The organism is Chryseobacterium suipulveris, assembly GCF_022811685.1.
GTDB lineage: Bacteria > Bacteroidota > Bacteroidia > Flavobacteriales > Weeksellaceae > Kaistella > Kaistella suipulveris.
Genome location: NZ_CP094532.1, coordinates 2,916,313 through 2,940,866 on the forward strand (window position 1 = coordinate 2,916,313; position 24,554 = coordinate 2,940,866).

The following is a 24,554-nucleotide window of genomic DNA, read 5'->3' on the forward strand; positions in this document are numbered from 1 at the left end:
AATTAAAAATTTTTTCAGTTTCTTTTCAGTTGTAATTCGTTGTCCGAATCGCCATTCCGAAATTTGTTTAAAGTAACTTTTCCATAGATTTCGTAGAGTTTGTCGCGCGCTTCCTTATACTCGTTATGGATCGGGCAGGGATTGGTTTCCGAGCAAAACGCCAAACCTAAACCGCACCCGTGAAACATTTTGTCGCCATCGATTGCTTCAACAATATCTGCGAGAGAAGACCTGGCCTCCATTTCAGAAATACTGAAACCACCATATCGTCCTTTTGTGCTGTGCAGAAATCCCTGTTTGCTGAGCTGCTGCAGAATCTTGGCGATAAAGAGTTCGGGTGAATTGATCTTCTCCGAAATTTCTTTAGTCGTCACCATCGTTCCGTATTTGGATTGCTGCGCGACATAAATCATCGCTCTCAAAGCATATTCGCAGGTTTTCGAAAGCATATTTTTTAATTCTACACCACAAAGGTAAAGATTATTTTTAATTAGGACAAATTAGTCTGAATTAAATTTAGAAATTATTACTCTAAATTTAGTCAAGAAACTATTCTTTCCGGAATATCTTTTTGTTTATTTGAAACGAATGAGAATGACCTGATAAAAATGTTTGTACACCCCTTCAACCAAGTTCACTTCTCTTGAATAGCTATTTAATGATTATCCTTTTAGAACCGCAATCTCGTCGCGTAACTGTGCAGCTTTAATAAAATCAAGATTTTTTGCAGCTGCTTCCATTGCTTTCTGTTTTTCAGCGATGAGCTTATCGACATTTTCGCTACCATAGCTTGCGCGTTCTTCGGCAACTTTCTGAAGAATTTCTTTCTGGGTATATTTTTCGTCAGGGAAATCTTTGCTCCTTCCCACCAAAACTTCAGAAATTTTCTTATTTAAAGCAGTCGGAACCAAATCGTTATCTGCATTATACTTCATCTGCTTCTCGCGGCGGTAATTGGTTTCGTCAATGGTTGCCTGCATCGATTTAGTCATTTTGTCGGCATACATAATCGCCTTGCCGTTGATATTTCTTGCAGCACGACCCACAGTTTGGATCATCGAACGGCGCGAACGGAGCATTCCTTCTTTATCAGCATCCAAAATTGCAACGAGCGAAACTTCGGGTAAATCGAGTCCTTCACGCAAAAGATTCACGCCTACCAAGACATCAAACAGCCCCACTCTCAAATCCTGCATAATTTGAATTCTTTCTAAAGTTTCCACATCGGAGTGAATGTAGCGAGTCCTGATTCCGAACTTGGTGAAATACTTCGTCAGTTCTTCCGCCATTTTTTTGGTTAAAGTCGTCACCAAAGTCCTTTCGTCTTCTTCCGCTCTTTTCTGTATTTCCTCGATCAGGTCGTCGATTTGGTTTAAAGTTGGGCGAACTTCAATAACCGGATCCAGCAAACCCGTCGGACGAATTATCTGCTCGATATATTCACCGCCGGTTTTCTCCAGCTCGTAATCGGCAGGAGTCGCGGAAACAAAAATCACCTGGTTCTGCATCCCTTCAAACTCGTCGAATTTTAGGGGACGGTTGTCCAAAGCGGCAGGAAGGCGGAAACCGTGCTCCACCAAAACTTCTTTTCTGCTTCTGTCGCCTCCGTACATCGCGTGTACCTGCGGAATTGTCACGTGACTTTCATCGATCACCATCAGATAATCTTTCGGGAAATAATCGAGAAGACAGAACGGACGGGAACCGGGCAATCTTCCGTCAAAATACCTTGAATAGTTCTCAATCCCGCTACAGTAGCCAAGTTCCTTCATCATTTCCAGATCGAGTTCGGTTCGCTCCTGAAGACGTTTTGCTTCAAAAGGTTTTTCGATACTGTTAAAGAAATCCACCTGTTTCACCATATCATCCTGAATCTCGCGGATTGCATTTTGTTGAGTTTCCTTGGAGGTTACGAAAAGATTTGCCGGATAAATCTGAATCTCGTCAAAGTTCGACATCACATTACCTGAAACCGGATCAAAGCTTTGGATCGTTTCAATCTCATCCCCAAAAAACTGAATACGGATCGCGTTGTCCGCATAAGCTGGATACACATCCACAACATCGCCTTTGACCCTAAAAGTTCCGCGCTGGAATTCATTCAAAGTTCTCGCGTATAAAGCATTTACCAAAGAATGGAGCAGATTGGTTCGGGTGAGTTTCTGGTTTTTTTCAATAGTGATTAAAGACTTGTTAAACTCGGTGGGATTTCCGATACCGTAAATACAGGAAACTGAAGCGACAATCAAAACATCCCTTCTTCCGGAGAGCAAACTCGCCGTTGCTGAAAGCCGCAACTTCTCTACTTCTTCGTTGATGGAAAGGTCTTTTTCGATATAGGTATTCGTGGAGGCGATAAATGCTTCCGGTTGATAATAATCGTAATAACTCACGAAATATTCCACCGCGTTTTCAGGGAAAAACTCCTTGAATTCCATAAAAAGTTGTGCCGCCAAAGTCTTGTTGTGCGCCAAAACCAACGTCGGTTTCTGCACATTCTGCACCACGTTTGCCACCGTAAAGGTTTTTCCGGATCCGGTTACGCCGAGAAGTGTTTGGTATTTTTCACCGATTTCAAGCCCGTTCGTCAATTTTTCAATTGCTTGCGGTTGGTCGCCGGTTGGTTGATATTCGGAGTGGAGTTGGAAGTTCATATTGAAGTTGTTGGCAAAAAAGTATGAGATTTTGCACAGAACAAAAATACTAAAATTGGTAATGGGAATTTAGAACAAATCGGAATGAGAACCAATTCTCGTTAGATAAATCGTATTCGTCGGTTCATCAAATTGAAACCAAATCAGCAGCAAATCCGGACGGACGTGGCATTCCCAATGATCTTTGTATTTACCCTTCAATTGGTGTGGAACCATTTTCTTGGAAATACCTTTGACGCCGGAAATTTCTAAAATTTCTAATGTTGATGCAATATCTTCAAAAAGTGCCGGGTTTCTCAAAAATTTTTTCACATCTCTCCTGAATTTTCCCGATTCTATGAGGTTATACTTCTTCTCCATCTTCGTCCCTCATCATTTCAAGAAATTCACGGATATTTTTTATTGGTTTTCCCGTCCCGTTTTTAATCATTTCCTGCACTTCTTCCATCGCGGCAATGGTTTCTTCGTTCGGTTCATAAGAAACACTTTCATAGAGGGCGGTCTCGATAAAATTATTTAGACTTCTGTTTTCTCTCTTAGCCGCCATTTGCAATCTTAGATAAAGATTTTTGTCAATTCTAATGGACGTCAGTTTTTTCTCCTTAATCATTTTTGTGCTATTTTGTAATACAAATGTAATACAAATAAATATACCAAACGCAAAATAAAAGAGCAGAAAATTCCCGCTCTTTGTAAATGTGATATCTATTGATTAATTCAGAAGATGTTTGAACTTCTGCGATTTTTTACAAAAGCACTATCCACTTTGTTTCCCTTATCGTAAAATTTCGAGTAGATGTACTTCCCGTTTTTATCATAAAACTTCCATTCTCCTTGATAAAACCAATGTCTCTCTTTTTCGGAAACGTCCGTTTGCGTTTTACCTTGTTGCATCAAAACGCCATTCGGATAATACACTTTTACTTTGGAATAATCTTTTAAAAAACGTTCCTTTTGATAAATTTTTCCTTCAAAAGAAGTTTTCCACAACCCAACTTTTTCGCCATTCCTGTATTTTCCTTTTTCCTGCAGCTCACCATTGTTTGACGATGAATTTTCTATCCACATTCCGTTTCTTTTCTGATTCCCTTTTTCATCGATAACATATTTATTAAATCTTGAACTTTTCACTGAACAGGAAATTAGAAGAACAGCAGTAAATAGAATAAAAAATCTCATGGTCAATTATTTGCTAAAGACCATGGTCAATGGCATTTTAAAGGAACTCGCAACATTTTTTCCATCTTTCGTTGCGGGAATAAATTTCACATCTTTCGTGGATTCTGCAAAAGTTCTTTTCGCTTCCTTATTGAATATTTCATTGTTTCCTTCGGCAGTGATGTTGGTAACATTTCCCGAATCATCAATTGTTAATGTTACTTCGGTTTTTATTAATCCTTGAATGTCGCTAAAAATACTCGTGTCAAAATTTTTATTGATAATCATTCTGAAAGCATTTGTTCCATCAGGAAATAAAGGTTTGGTTTCGTAGCTTTCAGCAATTGAAGTTGTGGGAATTAAGGATTTTTCTTCTTTTTTCACAATTTTGGTTTTTTTCTTAATTGTGTCCGTTTGAATAGGAATTGTCACCGCAGATTTTTTGTTGCTTTCAACGGTTTCAACTGTTTTTCTTTCATGAGTTGTTTGGATTTCTCTTGATTCAGGAACTGCGCTATCAAATTTCTCGACAGGTTTTGTTGCAGAAGATTCGACACTTTTCTGTGCAGGAATTTTCTCCACGAAAGTGAAAAACAAAATTGCAGAAACTGGCAAAATCAAATACTTTTTAAGTTTCGAAACTGAGGTTGGTTTTTTGGTCATCATAATAAATCTCTTTTTGGTGTTATTTAAATTGAATTGGTTGGAAAAGATGAGTTTTTCGGTTGCAAGTTCGTTTAACAGTAATTTTTTGTATCCGTAGAAATCTGGATTGTTTTTCAGAACCTCTTCATCAGCTAAAAATTCGTGATTAGTGAGAATGGCTTTTTTATAAAAATAAAATGCAGGATTGAACCAAAAAGCAACCAGCAGAAACTCGATCAATAAGATATCAAAACTGTGGAACTGCTGAATATGAGCCGATTCGTGAACAATAATTTTTGGGTCAATTTTTCCATTTTTAAAATCCGCTTTGTTCAGGAAAATATATTTCAAAAAACTGTGAGGAGTCGTTGGTTCGGTTTTTAGGATAATTATTTTACCGTTAATGATTTGCTTTTCACCTCTTTTTATTTCGCGGTTGATAGAAATTAAATTCCACGAAAACCTTAATAGCAAAATGGCTGAGACGATGAAATAAGTCGCAATCAAGATGTTTTCAATGCTAAAAATCGAATGCATATTTTGGGTTTCATTAATGGAAAAAGTTTCTTTTCCTGCCAGAAGATTTCCATTAATCTCTGAATTTACAACACCATAATTAATGCTTAGTAATGGAATGATTAACGAAAATAAAATAGTTGAAAGCAGAAAAAACCGATTAAACCGATGCATCTTTTCCTTTTCCAAAAAGAAAAAATACAGCCCAATAAAAATTGACGAACAAAGAATGGTTTTGAGAATATACGTTTCCATTATTTCTGTTTTTTGTCGAGTTCGGACTCAATTATTTTCTTAATCTCTTCCAATTCTTTTTGTGAAAGTTTTGCATTTGCCGTAAAAAAGGAGGCAAACTGCGTCACGGAATTGTTGAAGAATTTGTCGATCAGTCCTTTCATTTCTCCCGTGAAATATTTTCCCTTTTCAATTTTGGGGAAGTATTCTCGGGAATTTCCGAAAGTTTTGTAACCCACCAGATTTTTGTTCTGCATTCTTTTCAGCAGTGTCGCGATGGTGGTTGTAGCAGGTTTTTGTTCAGGAAAAGCATCGATTAAATCTTTCATAAAAGCTTTTTCCTTTTCCCACAAAATATCCATTAATTCTTTTTCGGCGTCGGTCAATTTTTGATTCATCTCTACAAAAATATAATTTCCTCTACAAATGTAGAATTAATTTTCAAATAGTCAAACTTATTATTAGAAAATTCTACTCACAGAATTGGAAACGACCAACTTGAAAAGAATACTGCTTCGCAAAATAGTATGATTATTTCCATCAAAATTTGAATTAATAATATGTTAGAAAATGTACATCTTCCTAATTTGCAAAGTATGCAGAAATGTAATCTCAGAACAATCTCAGTTGATGCTCCTTTGTTCCGGTAAAATGTTCCGTCGAAAGTGGGTCGATTCTTTTGTCAGCAAAATATTTCTTCCTCGCCAAACGGTAGGTGTCGTGAATCATTTCCGCGACATTTCCCTCACCTTTGTATCTTTCGAAATATCTCTTCTCGCCGAGATTTCCACCACGCATCGAGCGGATTAAGTTCAAGACTTTTTGCGCCCGATCCGGAAAATGGTTATTCAGCCAGTTGACAAAAACAGGTTCAACCGTATCGTTTAAACGGATCAGAACGTGGTGTGCGCTTTTCGCTCCCAATTCGGAAACGGTTTTGTAAATGTTTAAGCCCTCATCAGAATTGAGCGCAGGAATTACGGGAGCGACCATCACATTCACCGGAATATCGTTCTGGGAAAGAACTTCGATTGCTTTCAGCTTATTTTTTACTGATGAAGTTCGTGGTTCCATTATGCGCCGCAAATCTTCGTTAATGGTGGGAATACTCAAGTTCACACTCACCAAATTTAATTCCCGAAGTTTGACCAGAAAATCCAAATCCCTCAGAATCAGAGCGTTTTTAGTAATAAACGAAACCGGATGCCGATAATCGAGAAAAACTTTCAAAAGGTTTCGCGTGATTTCCAGTTCGCGTTCTATCGGCTGATAAGGATCAGTATTTCCCGACATCACTATAGTTTTTGGAACATAGCCACGTTTCTTGAAAAACTTTTCCAACAGTTCTGGAGCATTTTTCTTGACCATAATCTTCCTTTCGAAATCGGTGCCCGCAGAAAATCCCCAATATTCGTGGGTGGGTCTTGCAAAACAGTACGAACAGCCGTGTTCGCAACCTTGATATGGATTCAGCGAGTATTCCATCGACAAGTCCGGACTTTTCACGGGATTCACGATTGTTTTGGGAAAGACTTCAGTGAAGGAAGTTTTCACTTTCAAAAAATCCTCTTCGTCTGGCTCATAGGTATATCTGTCGAAACGATTGATCTCGTTCCGAACTGCGCCTTGACCTTTGTATGGGGTTTGAGGTTTGATAATTTAAATTTGAGGTTTGAAGTTTGGTGTTTCGAGTTTTAGGTTCCAAGTTTCATTCCGCATCCGCGGGACGAGAGTTTGATGTTTGGAGTTTACAAAATTATCTTCCGCATACTAAAAATAATGAGTTTTAAGACTAATTTTATCCACAAAAAATCCTGCTTCGATTAAGAAACAGGAATGGTAATTGAATTTAAAGGGCAATTTATTGCATCGCCAAAAATTCTACTCCGTGATGTCCTTCGTTTCTATATCTTTTCTCAAAATGACGGTGAAAGTCTGAGTAATATTCATCGTAATCTTTATGTCTTTTCTTTAAAAATTTTCTAATCCCGAAAATCCCCAAACCAATGATGATCCCGATGCTTCCGGCCAACAATATCCCTGTCTCTTTTTTCATATTTTAAAAATTTGCTGATAAAAATAAGCAAATTTTATTCCCTTTCGAGCTTCGGAAATTTTAAAGTTTGTTAATGTTGATGCACTTTACCATAAAATGCTTTAAAATTCTTATTTTTGGGAAAATCTAAAAATGAAGATACATTCGCTTATGCTTTCTGCAGGAGTCCTTTTCTTGGCTTCTTGCGCTACACAAAAAATGACCAACAGTTTACATTACCCTGAAACAAAAAAAGTTTCACAAATCGACGAATATTTCGGGACCATAGTTGAAGATCCTTATCGATGGTTGGAAGATGATCGAGCCGAAGATACCAAAGATTGGGTAAAAAGGCAGGTTGCATTCACCAATGATTATCTTTCTAAAATTCCATTCCGTGAGGAGATTAAAAGTCAATTGAAAGACATTTGGAATTACGAAAGAATCGGCTCACCTTTTAAGGAAGGAGATTTCACCTACTTTTATAAAAACGACGGGCTTCAAGCGCAATCCGTTTTATACAGAACCGACAAGAACGGCAAAACAGAAGTCTTTCTGGATCCCAACAAATTCTCAGCAAACGGGACGACTTCTTTGTCTGGAGTTTCATTCAACAAAAAAGGAAATTTGGTTGCCTACTCCATTTCCGAAGGAGGAAGCGACTGGAATAAAATCATCATTCTCAATGCTTTAACCAAAGAAAAAATTGACGAGACCATAACCGATGTTAAATTTTCGGGTGCGTCTTGGTTGGGTGAAGAAGGTTTTTTCTATTCAAGTTACGATAAACCGAAAGGAAGCGAACTTTCTGCAAAAACAGATACCCACAAAGTTTACTTCCATAAATTGGGAACGAAACAATCACAGGATCAATTGATTAAAGGTGGGGAAAACTTCAAGAGAAGATATATGAGTGTTGGTGTTTCTGATGATGAGCGGTACCAAATCCTGAGAGCTTCAGAAGCAACCAACGGAAACGAGCTTTATATCAAGGATTTGAAAAACAAAACAGATATTGTTCCTATACAAACTGGCTACGATTTCAATACCAATTTCGTGGATTCGAAAGGTGATTTTATTTACGCCGTTACTGACAAGAATGCACCAAACCGGCGATTGGTGAAATTCAACATTAATAAACCCGATGTTTGGACCGACGTAATTCCCGAAACTGAAAATGTGTTGAGCATTTCCACTGGTGGTGGTTATCTGTTTGCGAGATATATGAAAGATGCGGTGAGTTATGTAAAACAGTTTGACTATGACGGAAAGCTCATCCGAGAAATCCAGTTGCCGGGAATCGGTACTGCAGGCGGATTCAGCGGAAAGGAAAAAGAGAAAGACCTTTATTTTTCATTTACCAATTATATTACGCCTGCAACAATCTATAAATTTAATGCAGATACCGGAAAATCTGAAGTTTACCAAAAACCGAAAGTGAAATTCAATCCAGAAAATTATGTTTCGGAGCAGGTATTCTACACTTCAAAAGACGGCACAAAAGTTCCGATGATGATTAGCTATAAAAAAGGGTTGAAACTCGATGGCAAAAATCCTACGATTCTTTATTCTTATGGCGGCTTCAACATCAGTTTGCAACCGGGATTCTCGGTAGTTAATGCAATCTGGATGGAAAACGGTGGGGTTTACGCTGTTCCTAATATTCGTGGTGGAGGTGAATATGGAAAAAAATGGCACGACGCAGGAACGAAGATGCAGAAGAAAAATGTATTCAACGACTTTATCGCGGCAGGTGAATATCTGCAAAATAAAGGGTATACTTCTAAAGATTATATGGCTATTTCCGGTGGATCGAATGGCGGACTTCTTGTCGGAGCAACAATGACGATTCGTCCAGACTTGGCGAAAGTGGCGCTTCCTGCAGTGGGCGTTCTCGATATGCTCCGTTACAACAATTTACAGCAGGAGCAGGTTGGAGCTACGATTACGGAACTGCCGAAGATTCTAAAGAAATGTTCGAATACCTGAAATCTTATTCACCGCTTCACAATGTAAAAAAGGGAGTTTGCTATCCTTCAACAATGGTTACAACCGGCGATCACGACGACAGAGTTGTTCCGGCGCACTCTTTCAAATTTGGCGCGGAACTTCAGAACAGGCAGAGCTGCAGTAATCCGACTCTGTTGAGAATTGAAACCGACGGCGGTCACGGTGCAGGTCGATCAACCCAGCAGATGATTAATGAAAATGCCGATAAAATGAGTTTCACGCTATACGAAATGGGCATCAACGCTTTAAAAAAATAAATGATAAATAATTGTGTTAAAAACTTCCTGGACTTTGTTTGGGAAGTTTTTTCATCAAAAATAAATAGATAAAATCCCTATTTTTACCAAATGAAAAAAGAGGATATTGCCGAATTTTATGACGAGTACGTACAAAGGCAGCTTGCAATTGGCGCCAATGAGCGGCTGATTTCTTTGTACAAAAGATTGATCGCTATAGGTTTGAACAGCTCTTCAAGGATTTTGGAACTTGGTTGCGGAGTGGGAATTTTCACCAAACTCTTAAGCAAGAAAATTACCTCTGGCTTAATCGAAGCGGTGGATTTGAGCGAGAAAAGTGTTGCCGTGGCCAAAAACGAACTGAAAAACAAAAAAAATATTCACCTCGACGTAGCCGATGTAGTCAAATATCACGCTAAAAATTCCCGATTCGATTTCATTACTTTAATGGATGTGATCGAACATATTCCTATCGACCAACACGATGAACTCTTTGGAAATTTGGCAAAGATTGCAGATGACAAAACAAGAATCGCCGTCAACATTCCAAACCCACAATACATTGAGTACGCGAGAATTAACCATCCTGAAAGTTTGCAGGTCATCGATCAGGAGGTGCATCTTTTTCCGCTGATTCAGATTTTCGAAAAACACGGATTAGAATTGGTTTTTTTCGAAAAATACGGGATTTGGGAAGAAGAGGATTACCATTTTATGGTCATCAGAAAAAAAAGAAAATTTGAACTGAAGCATCTTGCTGACCAAAGAACGGTTTCCGAAAAAATCTCGAAGAAAATCAGCACCAAAATTGACGAATTAAAATACAGATAGCAAGAAAGCAAGAAAACTAATCACTATTTTTGTGGGTTTAAGAAAATGTCGGACATCATCAAGCTTTTGCCGGATCATGTAGCCAACCAAATCGCCGCCGGTGAAGTGGTTCAGAGACCTGCGTCCATCGTAAAGGAACTGATGGAAAACTCCGTAGATGCAGGTGCCACCAAAATCGAGCTCATCATCCGTGATGCGGGAAAAAACCTGATCCAAGTGGTTGACAACGGAATTGGGATGAGCGAAACCGATGCGAGAATGGCTTTCGAAAGACATGCCACCTCCAAAATAAATTCCACAGAAGATATTTTCAGAATTTCGACCAAAGGTTTCCGAGGCGAAGCTTTGGCGTCCATCGCGGCAGTTGCACAGGTTGAACTGAAGACGAAAGCAAAAGACGCAAAAACTGGCACCAACATCTACATTGAAGGTGGCGGATTGCAGTTTCAGGAACCGATTCAAACTGCGGAAGGTTCAAACTTTCTCGTGAAAAATTTGTTTTACAACGTCCCTGCAAGAAGAAAATTTCTGAAGAACAACAATGTGGAATTCCGCCATATCATTGATGAATTCCAAAGAGTTGCATTGGCTCACGAACATCTGGATTTCGAGCTGTTCCACAACGACGATATCATTTTCCGTTTAAGGAAATCGAACCTACTACAAAGGATTGTCGAAATTTTCGGCAGAAAACTTCAGCCGATTTTGGTTCCGATCAAAGAAGATTTGGGTTGGATTAAACTCAATGGTTTTGTAGCAAAACCGGAAGGTGCGAAGAAAGTTCGTGGTGAACAGTTTTTCTTTGTTAATGGTAGATTTTTCAGAAGCGCTTATTTCAATAAAGCGGTTCAGGATGCGTTCGAAGGACTTCTTTTACCTGGTTATATTCCGACGTTTTTCCTTTTCCTGGAGCTGGATCCCGAGAAAGTCGATGTAAATATTCATCCCCAAAAAACTGAGGTAAAGTTCGAAGATGAAAATCTGATTTACGCGCTGATCCGTTCCACGATCAAAAAATCGCTCGGGATTTATAATGTTGCCCCAAGTCTGGATTTCGACCGCGACGCTTCGATTGACGCTTTTGTACATCAAAAACCAACTGGCGGCACTTTCAAGGCACCCGAAATTTCGGTGGACAGAAACTACAATCCTTTCAAAGAGGAAGCAGCTTCTGCAGGCGAAAAGATTGCAATGACGGAAATCTACCAGCAAAATATTCCAGCCGAACCTTCAAAAATTAACCTTTTCGAAGATGAGGATTTTGATGAGGATTTGATGCGGCTACCGAACGGTTACTGGCTTTTTAATAAAAGTGGAAAAACACTGATGCTCGATCTAGGCAGGATGCACCGATTGGTGGTGAGCGAAAGAAATGCGAAGAAGAAAATCAGCAACGAAAGACATACTTTGCTTTTCTCGCTGGAATACCACATGAACGAAATCGAGAAGAATAAGTTCCGCTCCATCAAGAAGTTTTTGCCGGAACTCGGTTTCGAAATGGTAATTGCAAATGACAATGTTTTGAGGATTGACGCAGTTCCCATAGGTTTAAAGGAAACCCAGGTGATGAAGTTTATGGAGAATCTTTTTGAAATCCTGGAATATAAAACAGAAGACGAGTTCATGAACTTCTACAGAAACCAGTGGAACAAAATGCAAAGCAAATCCCGGTTTGACTTCATTTATAAAATCGATGCCGAACAGGTGATCAGAGATTTCACCGTGCTTGGTTTCCCGGAATATTTACCCGACGGGAAAAGGTGCTTTACCGAACTTCCTTTAGAAGAACTGAAAAATAAATTTTAAGAAATTATGTTTCCAAAACTAACGCCGGTTACCCGAAATATTGTCATTCTGAATGTGATTTTCTATTTGGCTTCGAACTTTGTTTATCCGCAGCTTTATGATATTTTTTCGGTTTTCTATATAGAGTCGCCGTTTTTCAGAGTGTGGCAAATCATCACGCATATGTTTATGCACGCACCGATGGGTTACGGAATTGGTTTGACGCACATCCTTTTTAATATGTTGACTTTGGCGAGTTTCGGACCAGTTTTGGAGCAGGTTTTAGGGGAGCGAAAATATATAATGCTTTATTTCTTGAGCGGAATTGGCGCCTATTTGCTGAACTGTGGCTGGAATTACTTTGAGATTATGCAAGGAGCAAACGTGCAGGAAATTTATTCCATCCCGATGATGGGAGCTTCAGGCGCGATTTTCGGAGTGGTCGCTGCATTTTCCACGATGTTTCCTGATGCAAAATTGTTCTTTATGTTTATTCCTTTTCCAATCAAGGCGAAATATCTTTTACCCGGAATTATCGTAATTTCGCTATACCTCGGTTTCAGCGGTTCGATGGGCGGTATTGCCCACTTTGCACATATCGGCGGAGCAATCGTGGGTTATATTTTGGCAAAAAGTTGGAAAGACAACCAGTACAGAATCGATTAATAGAAACTGAATGAAGTTAATAAGGTTTACTTTAACGGTTGCTCATTTCTTCATCATGATTTTTCTGTTGGGAACTTTGCTCAACGCGTATGTTCCGCCGAAAACCTTTCCTTATCTGAATTTGCTTTCGCTGGCTTTTCCGGTTTTAATGATTCTCAACTTGCTGCTTCTTATTTTTTGGGCAGTTTCGCGAAAAAAAAGAGGATTGGTTTTTTTACTGTTGTCCTTAATATTGATTAATCCTACGAGGAGATGGGTGAACTACAGTGAAAAATCTACAGAGAAACCAAATTTGAAAATTGTCACTGCCAATATTCATAGTGTTCAGGACGGATATGGAGAAATTTTTTCTTATTTTAAATCGGTAGACGCAGATGTAGTTCTCGTGCAGGAATACAGAACGGACTTCAATATACCGGGTTATCCCTACTCTCAAATGGATCACAAAGTTGTTGCAATAAACTCAAAGTTAAAGATTGTAAGCCAAAAAATTCTTGTGAAAACCGAGATCGGCGGTGGACTTTTGTGTGATATTGAAGTGAATGGAAAAATAATAAGGTTCATATCTGTATATCTTCATCCGTTCATGTTTGAGAAAACTAAACTCACGGAAACACCAGAAATCAACACCTATAAACCAAAGGTTAAATACATTGTCGGCAAATTGATCCCAACCTTTAAAATCCATCAAAATGAAATTGCGGAAATTCGAAAGGCCATCGACGATTCTCCGTATCCCGTGATTTTAGCTGGAGACTTTAATGCTGTCCCGAATTCTTATGAGTATTACCATTTGGGTAAAAACCTAAAGGATACTTTTATGGAAGTTGGAAACGGAAGTGGCACAAGTTTCCACGATTATCAATTCCCGATCCGAATCGACTACATTTTTTGTTCGAAGTCGATCAAGCCAGTCAATTATCAAGTGGACCGCTCCGTAAAAATCTCCGACCACTATCCGGTGATTGCGGAATTTAAAATAGATTAAAATGAAAAACATACTTTTATGCACATTGGTTTTGACGCTGTTTTCGTGTGGTAAGAAAACTGCAGATTCCGAGTTTGTTGAAGCAAAAACCAGCAGCATTCCACCCTATGACACCGTGGCGAAAGATTCGTTTTCGGCGGGCGCTATTTCGGTGGATGTCGCACGAAGAATCAGAATGTCATCACAAATTTACCAGGACTCGTTACGCGAAGTCCGCAAAAAATTGGAAGAAGAAAAACTGGCAAATAAATTGAAGGAGGAAAAAGAGAAAGCCGACAAAAAAGCCGAAGAGGAAAAGAAAAAAGCAGAGGAAGCCAAAAAAACCAAGGAACAGGAAAAACCAAAAACGGAAACGCCGTCGGTTGATAATCAGAGTAATCCATAGATTCAATTCACTAATTAATATTAAGAATTATGAAATCAACAATTTTAGCCGCAGGAATTATTTCACTGGGCTTAATGAGCTGCAAACAATCTGAAACCAAAGTCGAAACGTCTGAAAATCCCGATGGTTCTGTTACCACAACTACATTCGAGACGGAAAAAACTACCGCTTTAGATTCAGCAAAAATCAACGCAACCGTTGATAAAGCCAAAGAAAAATTGAACGAAGCTGGCGAAAAAATAGATGAAGCTGCAAAGAAAGCAGGTGAAAAATTAGAAAAAGCAGGTGACGACCTTAAAGAAGCCACCGATAAAGGTGCGGAAAAAGTGCAAAAAGGTGCTGATAAAATTAAAGATGATTTGAAGAAATAGCATCCTAAGTCACTTAAGCAAGCGTATTTCCCTAATCATTGTATTGACAATATCGTCGCTTGTCGCCCATGAAGTAATCAATCGGATCGCCGACTTTTTATCATCGATTTTTTTCCAGACGTAGAAATCGAAGTTTTGGGAGAGTCGCTCGATTTGATCGTTCTCCAGAATCGGAAAAATCTGGTTGGTAAAAGTCTGCGAAAGAAATTCACACCCAATTTCTTTAAAAGCAGCTTTTAATTTCATCGCCTGTTGATTGGCGTGGTCGGCTAATTCAAAATATAAATTGTCCTTTAATAATTCTTGAAACTGAGTTCCGAGAAGGCGACCTTTCGCAAGCATCGCTCCTTTTTGTTTGAGGTGAAACCCAAATTCCTCCTGTAGATTTTTATTGTTAATGACGATTGCTTCTCCGATTAATGCACCGTTTTTAGTTCCTCCTAAATAAAAAGCGTCAGTATTTTGAGCAATATCTTCTAAAGTCAAATCGTTGGTTTCTGCGGTTAATGCATGCCCCAATCTCGCACCGTCCATAAAAAGGTATAGGTTTTTTGACTGGCAAAATTCATACAGATCTCGCAATTCCTCTTTAGAGTAAATGGTTCCAACTTCAGTAGAGTTTGAAATATAGACCAGCTTCTGCTTCACCTGATGCGGAATGTTTTGGTGAACATCGATTACTTTTTGAATATCATCAACGCGCAGTTTTCCATCTTTGGTAAGAACACCGTGAACTTTATGTCCTGTCGCTTCAATCGCACCGCTTTCGTTGGTGAAGATATGACCCGTTTCCGCGGAAACTACACTTTCATGCGGACGCAGAAAAGCAGAAATCACGATCAAGTTTGCCTGAGTTCCACCCGAAACGAAATGAACTTTCGAATGTGGGTTTTTAGTTTTATCAAGGATGAATTGAGCAGCGGTTTTGCAGTAATCATCGAGTCCGTAACCGTTTTGCTGATCGAAATTATATTTCACCAAAGCTTCCAAAATCCTTGGATGCGCACCTTCGGAATAATCGTTTTTGAAAGAATATTTCATGGATATAAATTTAGAAAAAATGGGTGATTTCACGGTGTTTTATTCCAGAAAGAATTCCAATCTTTGCAATAGAAATACCACCAATTTTTTCAATAAATACTGGCTGTATCATTTCCTTTTTTGTTAATTTTCCCATATAACAACAGTCAGAGCTAAACACACTGTTTCTTCAGTGTGTTTTTTGTTCCAAAATAAAATTGTTAGTTTTGTATTAAACAGCATCTAACTTCATGATTTCCTTAACTGAAGAAAACTATCTGAAAGCCATTTTTCATCTCATTAATGAAGAAAATTCGGTCACCATCAACGAACTCAGCAAATTCCTCAATGTAAAAATGCCGAGTGTAAACAATATGATGAAGAAGTTTGCCGACAAAAAATGGGTGATTTACGAAAGCTACAAACCATTGCGAATTACAGAATCGGGGAAAAGGGAAGCCGCTCTTGTTGTACGCAAACACCGTTTAACGGAAATGTTCCTGGTAGAAAAAATGAATTTCGGCTGGGAAAATGTTCACAAAATCGCGGAACAACTTGAGCATGTGCATTCCGAAATTTTCTTCGACAAGATGGATGAAATCTTGAATTATCCGAAGTTTGATCCTCACGGTGAGCCGATTCCCGACAAGGACGGAAATATTATCGCCCAGGATTTGCAGAAGCTCAGCAAGTGTGAAAAGGGAGACCGCGTTACGTTTTCTTCCGTCACGAGTTCGAATGACGACTTCCTGAATTTCTTAAACGCCAAAAAACTTGAACTCAGCAAAACCATCAAAGTGATCGAAATCGAAAACTACGACCGCTCAATGACTGTAGAAATCGACGGAAAGGAAACCATCCTCAGCAAAACTGTTACAGAAAAGATCCTTGTCAAACATTAACAAAAAATTTTTCAGGTAAAAAAATGCTGTTTTGAAACCAGCAATAATTGCCGTAACTTTGTAACAATCACAATAAATTCAATAAAAATTAAAGATATGTCAAAAGCAATTTCACAGGTTCCGTATGCGGTGAACGAACCCGTAAGAACTTATGAACCGGGATCGGCTGAAGTGAAATCCCTGATTTCCACCTATAAAAAAATGTGGAAAGAAAAGTCAGCAATTCCAATGGTGATCGGAGGAAAAGAGGTGAAAACCAAGAACGAAGTTCCCCTGAAATCGCCACAGGACCACCAACACGACCTCGGTTTCTATTACAAAGGAACCATGAAACATGTGGACGACGCGATTAACGCCGCTTTGGCTGCAAGAGAAAAATGGAACAACCTCGGTTGGGAACAGCGCGCCGCAATCTTCCTTAAAGCCGCAGATTTGATCGCAGGTCCTTACAGAGACCGACTGAACGCCGCGACCATGATCGGACAAAGTAAAAATGTGCATCAGGCAGAAATCGACTCCGCTTGCGAACTGATTGATTTCCTTAGATTTAACGTGGAATTCATGACCGAAATGTACAGCGAGCAACCTGTTTCTGACAACGGAATTTGGAACCGTGCAGAATACAGACCGTTGGAAGGATTTTGCTTCGCTGTGACTCCATTCAACTTTACCGCAATTTCTGGGAATCTACCTTCGTGTATGGCGATGATGGGGAATGTGGTGGTTTGGAAACCTTCCGACAAACAGATTCTTTCTGCAAAAGTAATTATGGACATCTTTACCGAGGCAGGTTTGCCAGATGGTGTGATCAACATGATTTTCACCAGCGGAAAAGAAACTGCTGAAAAAGTTCTTTCGCATCCTGACTTCGCGGGATTACATTTCACCGGTTCAACCAGCGTTTTCCAGAGCATGTGGAAACTGATGGGCGACAATATCCACAACTATAAAACCTACCCAAGAATTGTGGGCGAAACGGGTGGAAAAGACTTCGTAATGGTGCATCCTTCCGCAAATGTTGACGCAGTTGCAACCGCTTTGGTAAGAGGAGCTTTCGAATATCAAGGTCAGAAATGTTCCGCCGCTTCCAGAGCGTATGTTCCAAAATCTTTATGGAAAGACGTGAAGAAAGTTATGGAATCACAAATGAAAACCATCAAAATGGGAAGTCCTGAAGATCCATCGAACTTCGTGAATGCGGTGATTGACCAAAATTCATTCGAAAAATGTAAAGGATATATCGAGAGAGCGCAAAAATCAAAAGACGCTAAAGTGATTATCGGCGGAAAATGCGACGACAAAAAGGGCTGGTTTGTAGAGCCAACCGTAATCGAGGCGACGAATCCGAAATACGAGTCGGTGTGCGAAGAGATTTTCGGACCAATCCTTTCCGTTTATGTTTATGAAGATAAAGATTGGGCAGCAACATTGAAATTAGTTGATGAAACCTCACCATATTCCTTGACTGGATCAATTTTCGCTCAAGACAGATATGCGATCGACGAAGCATACAAAGCTTTGGAAAATGCCGCAGGAAACTTCTATATCAACGACAAACCAACCGGAGCAGTTGTTGGTCAGCAACCGTTTGGTGGAGCGAGAGCTTCAGGAACCAACGACAAAGCGGGGTCTAAGATGAACCTTCTTCGTTGGGTTTCTGTGAGAAGTATTAAGGAAACTTTTGTAAGTCCAAAAGATTATAAGTATCCGTATCTTGGTTAAGAGCCAAGAGCCAAGTTAAAAGAGCCAAGTAAATCCGTGGAAGAAATTCTGCGGATTTTTTTTGATATTAATTTTTGGTAATATTTCGAGGTTTGCTTTTTGTCGCACATTATTTGCTTCTAACGAGCCATAAATCTTTTAATAATGAAAAAATTAATGCTCCCACTTCTATTGACGGGTTTGATTTTGGGATCCTGTCAAAACAAAAATGAAAAGACCGCCGAAACTACAACCTCCGAAACCACAACAGAAGTTGTTCCGCAAGATTCAGCAGAAGTAATGGAAGTTTCCGACGGACACACTACTGAAAACTCGGTGGATTGGAACGGCACTTACAAAGGAACGATTCCATGCGCTTCCTGTCCGGGAATTGAGAGCACCCTGACTTTGAATACCGACAAAACTTATGTGTTGGAATCAAGCTATATCGGCGAGAAAAAACAGAACTTTGTGGACAAAGGAACTTTCGAATTCAGTAAGGATGGAAGTTTCATTACCTTGAAAGATGACCAAGATCCTAATGAAAGCAAAGTATTCTTAGTGGGTGAAAACCAAGTCTTTATGGCAGAAAAAGTTGGTGACCGATCCATGAAAGAGGACTACAAACTGACAAAGAAGCTATAAGTTTTTATTTAACAAAATTTTAAAGATTCAATTTGACTAATGGCACGCTTTTTACAATTGAATAGATGTCAAATAAATTTTTTGAAAAATAACTTAAACTTACAATTATGAGCACTAAAAGAAACGGTTTATTAGCTTTATTAGGACTTGGAGCACTCGCTTGGTGGAAATACAAAAACTCTACTCCAGAAGAGCAACAAGCAGTAAAGGATAAACTTAACACCGCAAAAGACAACTTCAACAAATGGGGAAGTGATCTGAAAAACAAAGCAAATGAAGTTGCTTCCCAAGTTCAGAACAAAGTTGACGAAGCGAAAACTACAGTTCAGGATTAAATGAATCAGAACTAAAAGTAAATTCACATTCATAACACTAAAGAACCGCCGCACCAATTGATGCGGCGGTTTTTGTAAAGTTGCGGTTTGTGTATTTTTACGTGGAATTATTTTATGTGGTCTTCAAAATAAACCTAAATTTGATTACCCCATCCCCTAAAGGGAGCAAATTTAGGTTTATTTTCAGGGAATTCTTTTCGATCTCCGAGTTGGTAGTTTTAAAAAAATCCCGGAAAAGAATTTCCAGGGCTTGCAATTATTTCAAGAGCGTGTTGAAAGTGTCTCCCTGCCGAATATCTCCGGTGTTGTAACCTTTCATGAACCACTCCTTACGCTGAGCAGAACTACCGTGAGTGAATCCTTCCTGATTAACGTATCCTTGCGAACGGCTTTGAATATTGTCGTCACCTACTGCTTCCGCTGCAGAAATTGCAGATTCAATATCTCCCGGTTCCAAAATATTTTCTCGGTTTTGAGTTTGTCTTGCCCAAAGTCCGGCGTAGAAATCCGCCTGAAGTTCGGTCGCTACAGAAACCCTGTTCATTTCCGCTTCAGAATATCTTCCGCTTCTTCGGAGCTGATCCACTTTCTGTGTCGTTCCTAAAAGCGTTTGTACGTGGTGACCGATTTCGTGTGCCAAAACATAAGCTACAGAAAACTCCGTCACTTTAGCACCGAATCTTTGCTGCAGTTCACGGAAGAAACTCATGTCCATATAAACGGTTTGGTCAGCAGGACAATAAAACGGCCCCATTGCAGCTTGCGCGGTTCCGCATCCTGACTGTGTCACTGCTTCAAACATTACTACTTTTGGTGGTCGGTACTGCATTCCGTTGTCCTGGAACACTCTTCCCCAAGTTTTCTCGGTTTCTGCGGTAACCATTGAAACAAAATCTCTTACCTTCAATTCATCTGGCGTCAAATCGCGTTGCTCTGTTTGTGGCGCGCTATTCATTCCCGAGGAAAGTATTGCCGAAGGATCGCCGCCAAGGAAGAAAATAATTGCAGCGATGATGAGTGTTCCCAATCCGCCACCAACCAAAAGTCCGCCACCGCCGCCACTTCCGCGTCGGTCGTCAACATTTTGGCTTCTATCGTTTGTCCATTTCATAACTTGTCGATTATTTTTTATGGAATTAAAATCAATGTTAAAAGTACGAAAAATCTGAGTGTATTATTCTACGGTATCAATTTTTGTGCAAAAAGAACTGAAGCGGAAATTAATTTTCGACAATTTAGGAAACCTCATAGGTTTTCGAAACCTATGAGGTTTAGCAAATGATTTAGCTGCCAAAACCGATATGACCTTTCTTCACCGAAAGCTTTCGTTTAAAGTCGATCATTTGTAATGCCGTCGCAGCAGCTTCTACCCCTTTATTTCCCAAATCTCCTCCACTTCTTGCAATCGACTGTTCTTTATTGTCGTCCGTCAATAGGCAGAAGATCGTGGGAGTATCGGTTAAGATATTGCAGTCTTTGATTCCCTGCGCAACTGCGGAACACACGTAGTCGAAGTGCGGCGTCTCACCACGGATCACACATCCGATAGAAATTACGGCATCGAACGTTCTTTCCTTGCAGAGCTGCATGGAAGCATAATTCAGTTCAAATGCTCCGGGAACAGAAAACAGCTGGATATTTTCTTCAAGGACACCTTCTTTCTTCAAAGTTTCCAAAGCGCCGTCGCGAAGGTTATGAGTTACGAAACCGTTCCATTCTGAAACAACGATACCGATTCTGAAAGAACCGGCATCAGTTAGTTGCAATGGTTTGTAATCTGAAAGATTTACAGTAGCCATTTTGTATTTTTTAATAATATTTTACCATTTCGATGTATGAATCCGACATTCCGTTGTCATAATCCTGGAACTTTTCGTCAATCGTCGAGAAGTATTTTTTAGCTTCCGCATTTTTCTTCATTGCCAACGCCATAATTCCTGCTTTTCTGGTGAAGTAGTAGGAAGTGTAAGGATCGTCTGAAGCGGTAGTCGCTTTGTCTAAAAGTGAAAGTGCGTCGTCGTTTTTGTTGAGATTTGACATACAGTCGGCCATTGCGCCATATTTCAAAGCCATCAAGGTTGCATTTTCAGAAGAAAACTTGTCGAGCAAGTCATAAGCTTCCTGATATTTACCCTCCTTGAATTTCAGCAGACCTGCGTTGTAAGCAGAAAGTTTTCCTACTTTGGTTCCGGAGAAGTTATTGTAAGTTCCCATGAAACCAGGGTTTGCAGCGGTTTTTCCACCAAAAGCAAGTTCATCTTTCCCGTCTGAAAGATTTTTTTGTGCAGCGAGGTAGCTCATTGTTGCCTCCTCATTTTTTGGTCCCAGATAAAACTGCTGGAAAGCGAAATAACCTAAAACTGCCAATACCAAAGCTCCGAAAACAGTGATTAATGTTTTCGCGTGTTTTTCAATAAACTGCTCAGTATCGAATGCTGTTTTGTCGAGGTCTCTGAAAACTTCTACCGTTTCCTTTCCTTCAAGCTCTTTTTTATTTGGTTTTTTGTTGAACTTTGCCATAATCTCTATAAAAAATTGAGTGCAAATTTAACTGTTTTTGAGCGATATACAAAATATTGTTTGAATAAAACAATTTTGGTTTTTTGATCAGTAGTTTTGACCTTAATCTCAATATTCCAGAATCTGGTGGATTTCAGCGTCGAACTGTTTCAGCCGGTCTGTTCCGCACAGATCTTTCAAGCCGATCAGGAAGCTGAACTGGGTAACTTTTCCGCCCTGCTTTTCAACGAGTTTTGCGGCGGCTTCCGTAGTTCCGCCAGTTGCGAGTAAGTCGTCGTGGATCAGCACCCTCTCGCCGGGTTGGAGTTGACCGGTTCTCATTTCAATTTCTGCAGAACCATATTCCAAATCATATTTCTGACCTACAAATGGCGGCGGAAGTTTGCCTTTTTTTCTGATGAGGATGAATGGCACTTCGAGTGCGACTGCGATGGCGATCCCGAAAAGGTAACCTCTGCTTTCGATTCCGCAAACTGCGTCGATCTTTCCGCGGCTGAAATTGGCTAAATCTTCAATGACTTCCTCGTACAGTTTAGGATTCAGAAATATCGGTGTGATGTCTTTAAACTGAATTCCAGGTTTTGGAAAATCAGGGATATTCTCGATGGTGCTTTCTAATTTCTTGATAAGTTCCGGATTGGTCATTTTAATTGATTTTATAGCTGGAGATTTTCCACTCTCCATTCACATTTTTCAAACCGAAAGTTACCTGCAAAGCGGTGGTTTTCCCTTCCTTGTCAGTAACATCGTAGGTTGCGTTTACACTCGCTGCATTGGCAGAAGAACTGTTGGTTGAGACATTCTTAACGCTGATGTTCTTCACCCCGCCAAAACCAGAAGTTGGATTGGAAAAGGTTTCGTAAGAACCCCAGTTCGGATTGTCGGAAGTGTCATAAGCTGCTTTGAAGTTCTGCGAACCAAGATTGTTCAGGAATTTCGTAACGCTGCTTTTTGGATCACCGATTGGTTTTGTGGTACCCGTTGTTCCACCGGTTCCTCCATTTTCTGCTGGATTGGACAAATCTGGCGAAGCAAGGTCGTCATCAATCGCAGTCGGGTTTGCCGGATTGAGTTCCGGATCTCCTGCAGGCATCAGCAAAGCTTTTGGATTTACATCAACACCCACTTTCGACATCTTGAAGGTCTTCTTCGTGGTTTTCACCGAAACGGTAATGTCAATTTTGTTGTCGATGATTTTCTGCGCTGGAAGCGAAGCAAATCTCAGGTTAAAGCCCTTGAAATTATTGTCCTGCATCAAATTTTTGGAAGTGAAGATTCTATTTCCACCACTCGAAACCTCCATTACTGTCTCTAAGGCAGATCCGCTGAACGCGACATTTTTTCCGGAATTGTCAACAAGCCGCGGAAGCACTTTCACAGATTGCGCTCCCAAAATATTGTCTGTCGCAACTGGTTCCACGAGAATGTCTAATGAACTTGCCGTAATATCGTTCGGATCGGATTCTTTTGCGCCCTCGTTTCCGAAGATATTCATCTCGCCCAAAGAAGGCGGACCTTTACTCGACCAATCGATACCGTTCTTTTGTGCGACCTGGTCTGCAAGCGATAGAATTCCCGGAACCTTCATTCCGTTGATGAGTTTTCCTAACGCATTAATCTCGTTCACATCACCTTCCGCATCGACGCCGAAGGTTTTCAGGATGTATAGCGCCTCGTTAAACTTCACCTGCTGAAGGGTGTTTAAGCTTGTCGCCATATCATTAATACTCGACTGGAACGCCTTCGGATTGGTTGCGTCAACTTTATCTTTCTTACAGCTTACGAGAAACAAGCCGAAAAGCAACAGCAAAAGAACTTTTTTCATTGCATTGAGGTTTTCACAAATTTATAAAAAATCCCGACATAAAGCCGGGTAAATTTTCTAATCGGAAGTTTTGTTTATAACCTCTTTCAAATCGTTTTTGAAGAAATTCTGAAATACTTTCTGCAAATTGGGGAAGCCTTCGTTCTGCCAGAATTTAGTTCGGTAAGAACTGTTGGCTGTTCTAAATTTCACTTCCGGAATTTTGTCACTTTCAGCATATTCAATTTCCGTCGGATAAAAATTTCTCTGGATGATGAGCTGGTTGAAGTTGGTTTCGGATTTGTGCTTTAATTTTAGCTCCTGTTATCGGAATATTCAACCAAATCACGATACAGTTTTCGCGAGTCTTTATCAAATGCAAAGTCGAGCGCGGTGTTGGAGTCGAAAAAACGGTAACCAAAAAGTGAAAACTCCTTGTCTTGAAGCAGCTTCTTTCTCACTTCCATCACATCTTTGCCGGCTGCCGAAACTTCTTTAACAACTGCATTCTTGTCATTTCTGAATTCCTCCATATTTACAACGCTCTTCATATCCGGAATTTCCAGAAAAAATTTATAGTCCCAATCCGAAGTGTTTTTTCCGCTTTCACCGGGATTAACCAAATCGAAGACCCTGTATTCCTGAACTTTTCTTGACTTCAGAGTCTTGGTTTTATTATCGAAAATGAATGTCACAATTCCGTCCGTGTACGAATTCAACTTATTGTTGACAAAAACATAGGAATTGAAATTTCCTTTCAAAATAAGATATTTTACTTTCGCATTATTCTTAATCACAACAGGTTCTACCTCTACAATTTTCTCACGGAGTCTGATCACGTTCTGGTCAAGATCACCACTTCTGAGTTTTCCAATAATGAAATTGTCGTAAACCAAGTCGTATTCAGGTTGCATGGATTCAGAGACGATTTTTCAATAGTTCCGTCATTACTCGAAGTGGTCACCAAATCGCCATCGATGTTAAAAACCATCACCTTTGGAAGCGGCATTCCTGAATTTTCAGAAATGAACGTAATATTTTGAGCAAATCCGAAAATAAAACTCACCGAGATTAATAAGAGGGAAATCAGTTTTTTTATGGTTAATGCAAGAG

28 protein-coding genes and 1 pseudogene are annotated in these 24,554 nt (G+C 39.7%); 11 read left to right on the top strand and 18 right to left on the bottom strand.

All coding sequences use genetic code 11. The annotated features are described in order from the left end of the window. Nucleotides 1-14: 14 nt before the first annotated feature. The 9 genes from MTP09_RS13830 to MTP09_RS13870 all read right to left on the bottom strand — a co-directional run bounded on the left by MTP09_RS13830 (nucleotide 15) and on the right by MTP09_RS13870 (nucleotide 7,263). Nucleotides 15-449: an RrF2 family transcriptional regulator gene (locus tag MTP09_RS13830; protein ID WP_243549147.1), complete on the bottom strand. Its 435-nt coding sequence runs from the start codon at nucleotides 447-449 to the stop codon at nucleotides 15-17. 213 nt (nucleotides 450-662) lie between these two features. After that, on the bottom strand, nucleotides 663-2,654 hold the full coding sequence (uvrB, locus tag MTP09_RS13835) for an excinuclease ABC subunit UvrB (protein ID WP_243549148.1): 1,992 nt from the start codon (nucleotides 2,652-2,654) through the stop codon (nucleotides 663-665). Nucleotides 2,655-2,723: 69 nt separating this feature from the next. Continuing rightward, nucleotides 2,724-3,014 carry a type II toxin-antitoxin system YafQ family toxin gene (locus tag MTP09_RS13840; protein WP_243549150.1) on the bottom strand — a complete coding sequence of 97 codons (291 nt, stop codon included), beginning with the start codon at nucleotides 3,012-3,014 and terminating at the stop codon, nucleotides 2,724-2,726. Continuing rightward, complete coding sequence (locus MTP09_RS13845; RefSeq protein ID WP_243549152.1) at nucleotides 2,998-3,264, bottom strand: toxin-antitoxin system HicB family antitoxin; 267 nt, start codon at nucleotides 3,262-3,264, stop codon at nucleotides 2,998-3,000. The genes MTP09_RS13840 and MTP09_RS13845 overlap by 17 nt, the downstream gene beginning before the upstream one ends. Nucleotides 3,265-3,371: 107 nt before the next feature. Then, nucleotides 3,372-3,785 (bottom strand): toxin-antitoxin system YwqK family antitoxin, encoded by a 414-nt coding sequence (locus tag MTP09_RS13850; protein WP_243549154.1) that lies wholly within the window; start codon nucleotides 3,783-3,785, stop codon nucleotides 3,372-3,374. A gap of 54 nt (nucleotides 3,786-3,839) precedes the next feature. Continuing rightward, complete coding sequence (locus MTP09_RS13855) at nucleotides 3,840-4,994, bottom strand: M56 family metallopeptidase (protein ID WP_243549156.1); 1,155 nt, start codon at nucleotides 4,992-4,994, stop codon at nucleotides 3,840-3,842. Between the two features lie 233 nt (nucleotides 4,995-5,227). Further along, entirely contained in the window at nucleotides 5,228-5,605 is a 378-nt protein-coding gene (locus MTP09_RS13860; protein ID WP_243549158.1) for a BlaI/MecI/CopY family transcriptional regulator, read from the bottom strand. Nucleotides 5,606-5,819: 214 nt separating this feature from the next. Then, nucleotides 5,820-6,863 carry a PA0069 family radical SAM protein gene (locus tag MTP09_RS13865; RefSeq protein WP_243551680.1) on the bottom strand — a complete coding sequence of 348 codons (1,044 nt, stop codon included), beginning with the start codon at nucleotides 6,861-6,863 and terminating at the stop codon, nucleotides 5,820-5,822. 205 nt (nucleotides 6,864-7,068) lie between these two features. Beyond that, nucleotides 7,069-7,263 (bottom strand): hypothetical protein, encoded by a 195-nt coding sequence (locus MTP09_RS13870; protein ID WP_243549159.1) that lies wholly within the window; start codon nucleotides 7,261-7,263, stop codon nucleotides 7,069-7,071. 150 nt (nucleotides 7,264-7,413) lie between these two features. On the opposite strand from MTP09_RS13870, the pseudogene MTP09_RS13875 reads away from it, so the two are divergent. The 7 genes and pseudogenes from MTP09_RS13875 (at nucleotide 7,414) to MTP09_RS13905 (ending at nucleotide 14,514) form a co-directional block, all read left to right on the top strand. Beyond that, nucleotides 7,414-9,509, top strand: a pseudogene (locus MTP09_RS13875) (prolyl oligopeptidase family serine peptidase). 90 nt (nucleotides 9,510-9,599) lie between these two features. Then, nucleotides 9,600-10,319, top strand: a complete 720-nt coding sequence (locus tag MTP09_RS13880; RefSeq protein WP_243549161.1) for a class I SAM-dependent methyltransferase — start codon at nucleotides 9,600-9,602, stop codon at nucleotides 10,317-10,319. Between the two features lie 45 nt (nucleotides 10,320-10,364). Continuing rightward, nucleotides 10,365-12,125, top strand: a complete 1,761-nt coding sequence (mutL, locus tag MTP09_RS13885; protein ID WP_243549163.1) for a DNA mismatch repair endonuclease MutL — start codon at nucleotides 10,365-10,367, stop codon at nucleotides 12,123-12,125. 6 nt (nucleotides 12,126-12,131) lie between these two features. Then, a complete protein-coding gene (locus tag MTP09_RS13890) occupies nucleotides 12,132-12,770 on the top strand; it encodes a rhomboid family intramembrane serine protease (RefSeq protein ID WP_243549165.1) in 639 nt (212 codons plus the stop codon). 10 nt (nucleotides 12,771-12,780) lie between these two features. Then, nucleotides 12,781-13,758 carry an endonuclease/exonuclease/phosphatase family protein gene (locus MTP09_RS13895; RefSeq protein WP_243549167.1) on the top strand — a complete coding sequence of 326 codons (978 nt, stop codon included), beginning with the start codon at nucleotides 12,781-12,783 and terminating at the stop codon, nucleotides 13,756-13,758. Between the two features lies 1 nt (nucleotide 13,759). Next, nucleotides 13,760-14,143, top strand: coding sequence for a hypothetical protein (locus tag MTP09_RS13900; RefSeq protein ID WP_243549169.1), 384 nt, complete (start codon nucleotides 13,760-13,762; stop codon nucleotides 14,141-14,143). Nucleotides 14,144-14,172: 29 nt separating this feature from the next. Then, on the top strand, nucleotides 14,173-14,514 hold the full coding sequence (locus MTP09_RS13905) for a hypothetical protein (protein ID WP_243549171.1): 342 nt from the start codon (nucleotides 14,173-14,175) through the stop codon (nucleotides 14,512-14,514). Between the two features lie 9 nt (nucleotides 14,515-14,523). On the opposite strand, the gene MTP09_RS13910 is transcribed toward MTP09_RS13905, so the two are convergent. Then, on the bottom strand, nucleotides 14,524-15,555 hold the full coding sequence (locus tag MTP09_RS13910; RefSeq protein ID WP_243549173.1) for a threonine aldolase family protein: 1,032 nt from the start codon (nucleotides 15,553-15,555) through the stop codon (nucleotides 14,524-14,526). A gap of 10 nt (nucleotides 15,556-15,565) precedes the next feature. After that, entirely contained in the window at nucleotides 15,566-15,691 is a 126-nt protein-coding gene (locus MTP09_RS14420) for a hypothetical protein (RefSeq protein WP_263008867.1), read from the bottom strand. A 94-nt stretch (nucleotides 15,692-15,785) separates the two neighbouring features. Between MTP09_RS14420 and MTP09_RS13915 the strand changes: the two genes are divergently transcribed. From MTP09_RS13915 to MTP09_RS13930, 4 genes are all read left to right on the top strand, one after another. Then, nucleotides 15,786-16,436: a metal-dependent transcriptional regulator gene (locus MTP09_RS13915; protein WP_243549175.1), complete on the top strand. Its 651-nt coding sequence runs from the start codon at nucleotides 15,786-15,788 to the stop codon at nucleotides 16,434-16,436. 96 nt (nucleotides 16,437-16,532) lie between these two features. Then, a complete protein-coding gene (pruA, locus tag MTP09_RS13920; RefSeq protein ID WP_243549182.1) occupies nucleotides 16,533-18,158 on the top strand; it encodes an L-glutamate gamma-semialdehyde dehydrogenase in 1,626 nt (541 codons plus the stop codon). A gap of 144 nt (nucleotides 18,159-18,302) precedes the next feature. Next, on the top strand, nucleotides 18,303-18,782 hold the full coding sequence (locus MTP09_RS13925) for a copper resistance protein NlpE (RefSeq protein ID WP_243549184.1): 480 nt from the start codon (nucleotides 18,303-18,305) through the stop codon (nucleotides 18,780-18,782). A gap of 107 nt (nucleotides 18,783-18,889) precedes the next feature. Continuing rightward, a complete protein-coding gene (locus MTP09_RS13930) occupies nucleotides 18,890-19,117 on the top strand; it encodes a YtxH domain-containing protein (protein WP_243549186.1) in 228 nt (75 codons plus the stop codon). Nucleotides 19,118-19,373: 256 nt separating this feature from the next. Here MTP09_RS13930 and ypfJ read toward each other — a convergent pair whose 3' ends face one another. From ypfJ to MTP09_RS13965, 7 genes are all read right to left on the bottom strand, one after another. Beyond that, nucleotides 19,374-20,228: a KPN_02809 family neutral zinc metallopeptidase gene (ypfJ, locus tag MTP09_RS13935; RefSeq protein ID WP_243549187.1), complete on the bottom strand. Its 855-nt coding sequence runs from the start codon at nucleotides 20,226-20,228 to the stop codon at nucleotides 19,374-19,376. A 172-nt stretch (nucleotides 20,229-20,400) separates the two neighbouring features. Next, nucleotides 20,401-20,916 carry a 6,7-dimethyl-8-ribityllumazine synthase gene (gene ribH, locus MTP09_RS13940; RefSeq protein WP_243549189.1) on the bottom strand — a complete coding sequence of 172 codons (516 nt, stop codon included), beginning with the start codon at nucleotides 20,914-20,916 and terminating at the stop codon, nucleotides 20,401-20,403. A gap of 10 nt (nucleotides 20,917-20,926) precedes the next feature. Beyond that, complete coding sequence (locus MTP09_RS13945) at nucleotides 20,927-21,637, bottom strand: YfgM family protein (protein ID WP_243549191.1); 711 nt, start codon at nucleotides 21,635-21,637, stop codon at nucleotides 20,927-20,929. A gap of 108 nt (nucleotides 21,638-21,745) precedes the next feature. Next, complete coding sequence (locus tag MTP09_RS13950) at nucleotides 21,746-22,282, bottom strand: adenine phosphoribosyltransferase (RefSeq protein ID WP_243549193.1); 537 nt, start codon at nucleotides 22,280-22,282, stop codon at nucleotides 21,746-21,748. Nucleotide 22,283: 1 nt separating this feature from the next. After that, nucleotides 22,284-23,462: an NTF2-like N-terminal transpeptidase domain-containing protein gene (locus MTP09_RS13955; protein WP_243549195.1), complete on the bottom strand. Its 1,179-nt coding sequence runs from the start codon at nucleotides 23,460-23,462 to the stop codon at nucleotides 22,284-22,286. A gap of 293 nt (nucleotides 23,463-23,755) precedes the next feature. Beyond that, nucleotides 23,756-24,355, bottom strand: a complete 600-nt coding sequence (locus MTP09_RS13960) for a hypothetical protein (protein WP_243549197.1) — start codon at nucleotides 24,353-24,355, stop codon at nucleotides 23,756-23,758. After that, entirely contained in the window at nucleotides 24,277-24,507 is a 231-nt protein-coding gene (locus MTP09_RS13965; protein WP_243549198.1) for a hypothetical protein, read from the bottom strand. Before MTP09_RS13965 ends, MTP09_RS13960 begins: the two co-directional genes overlap by 79 nt. Nucleotides 24,508-24,554 lie beyond the last annotated feature (47 nt).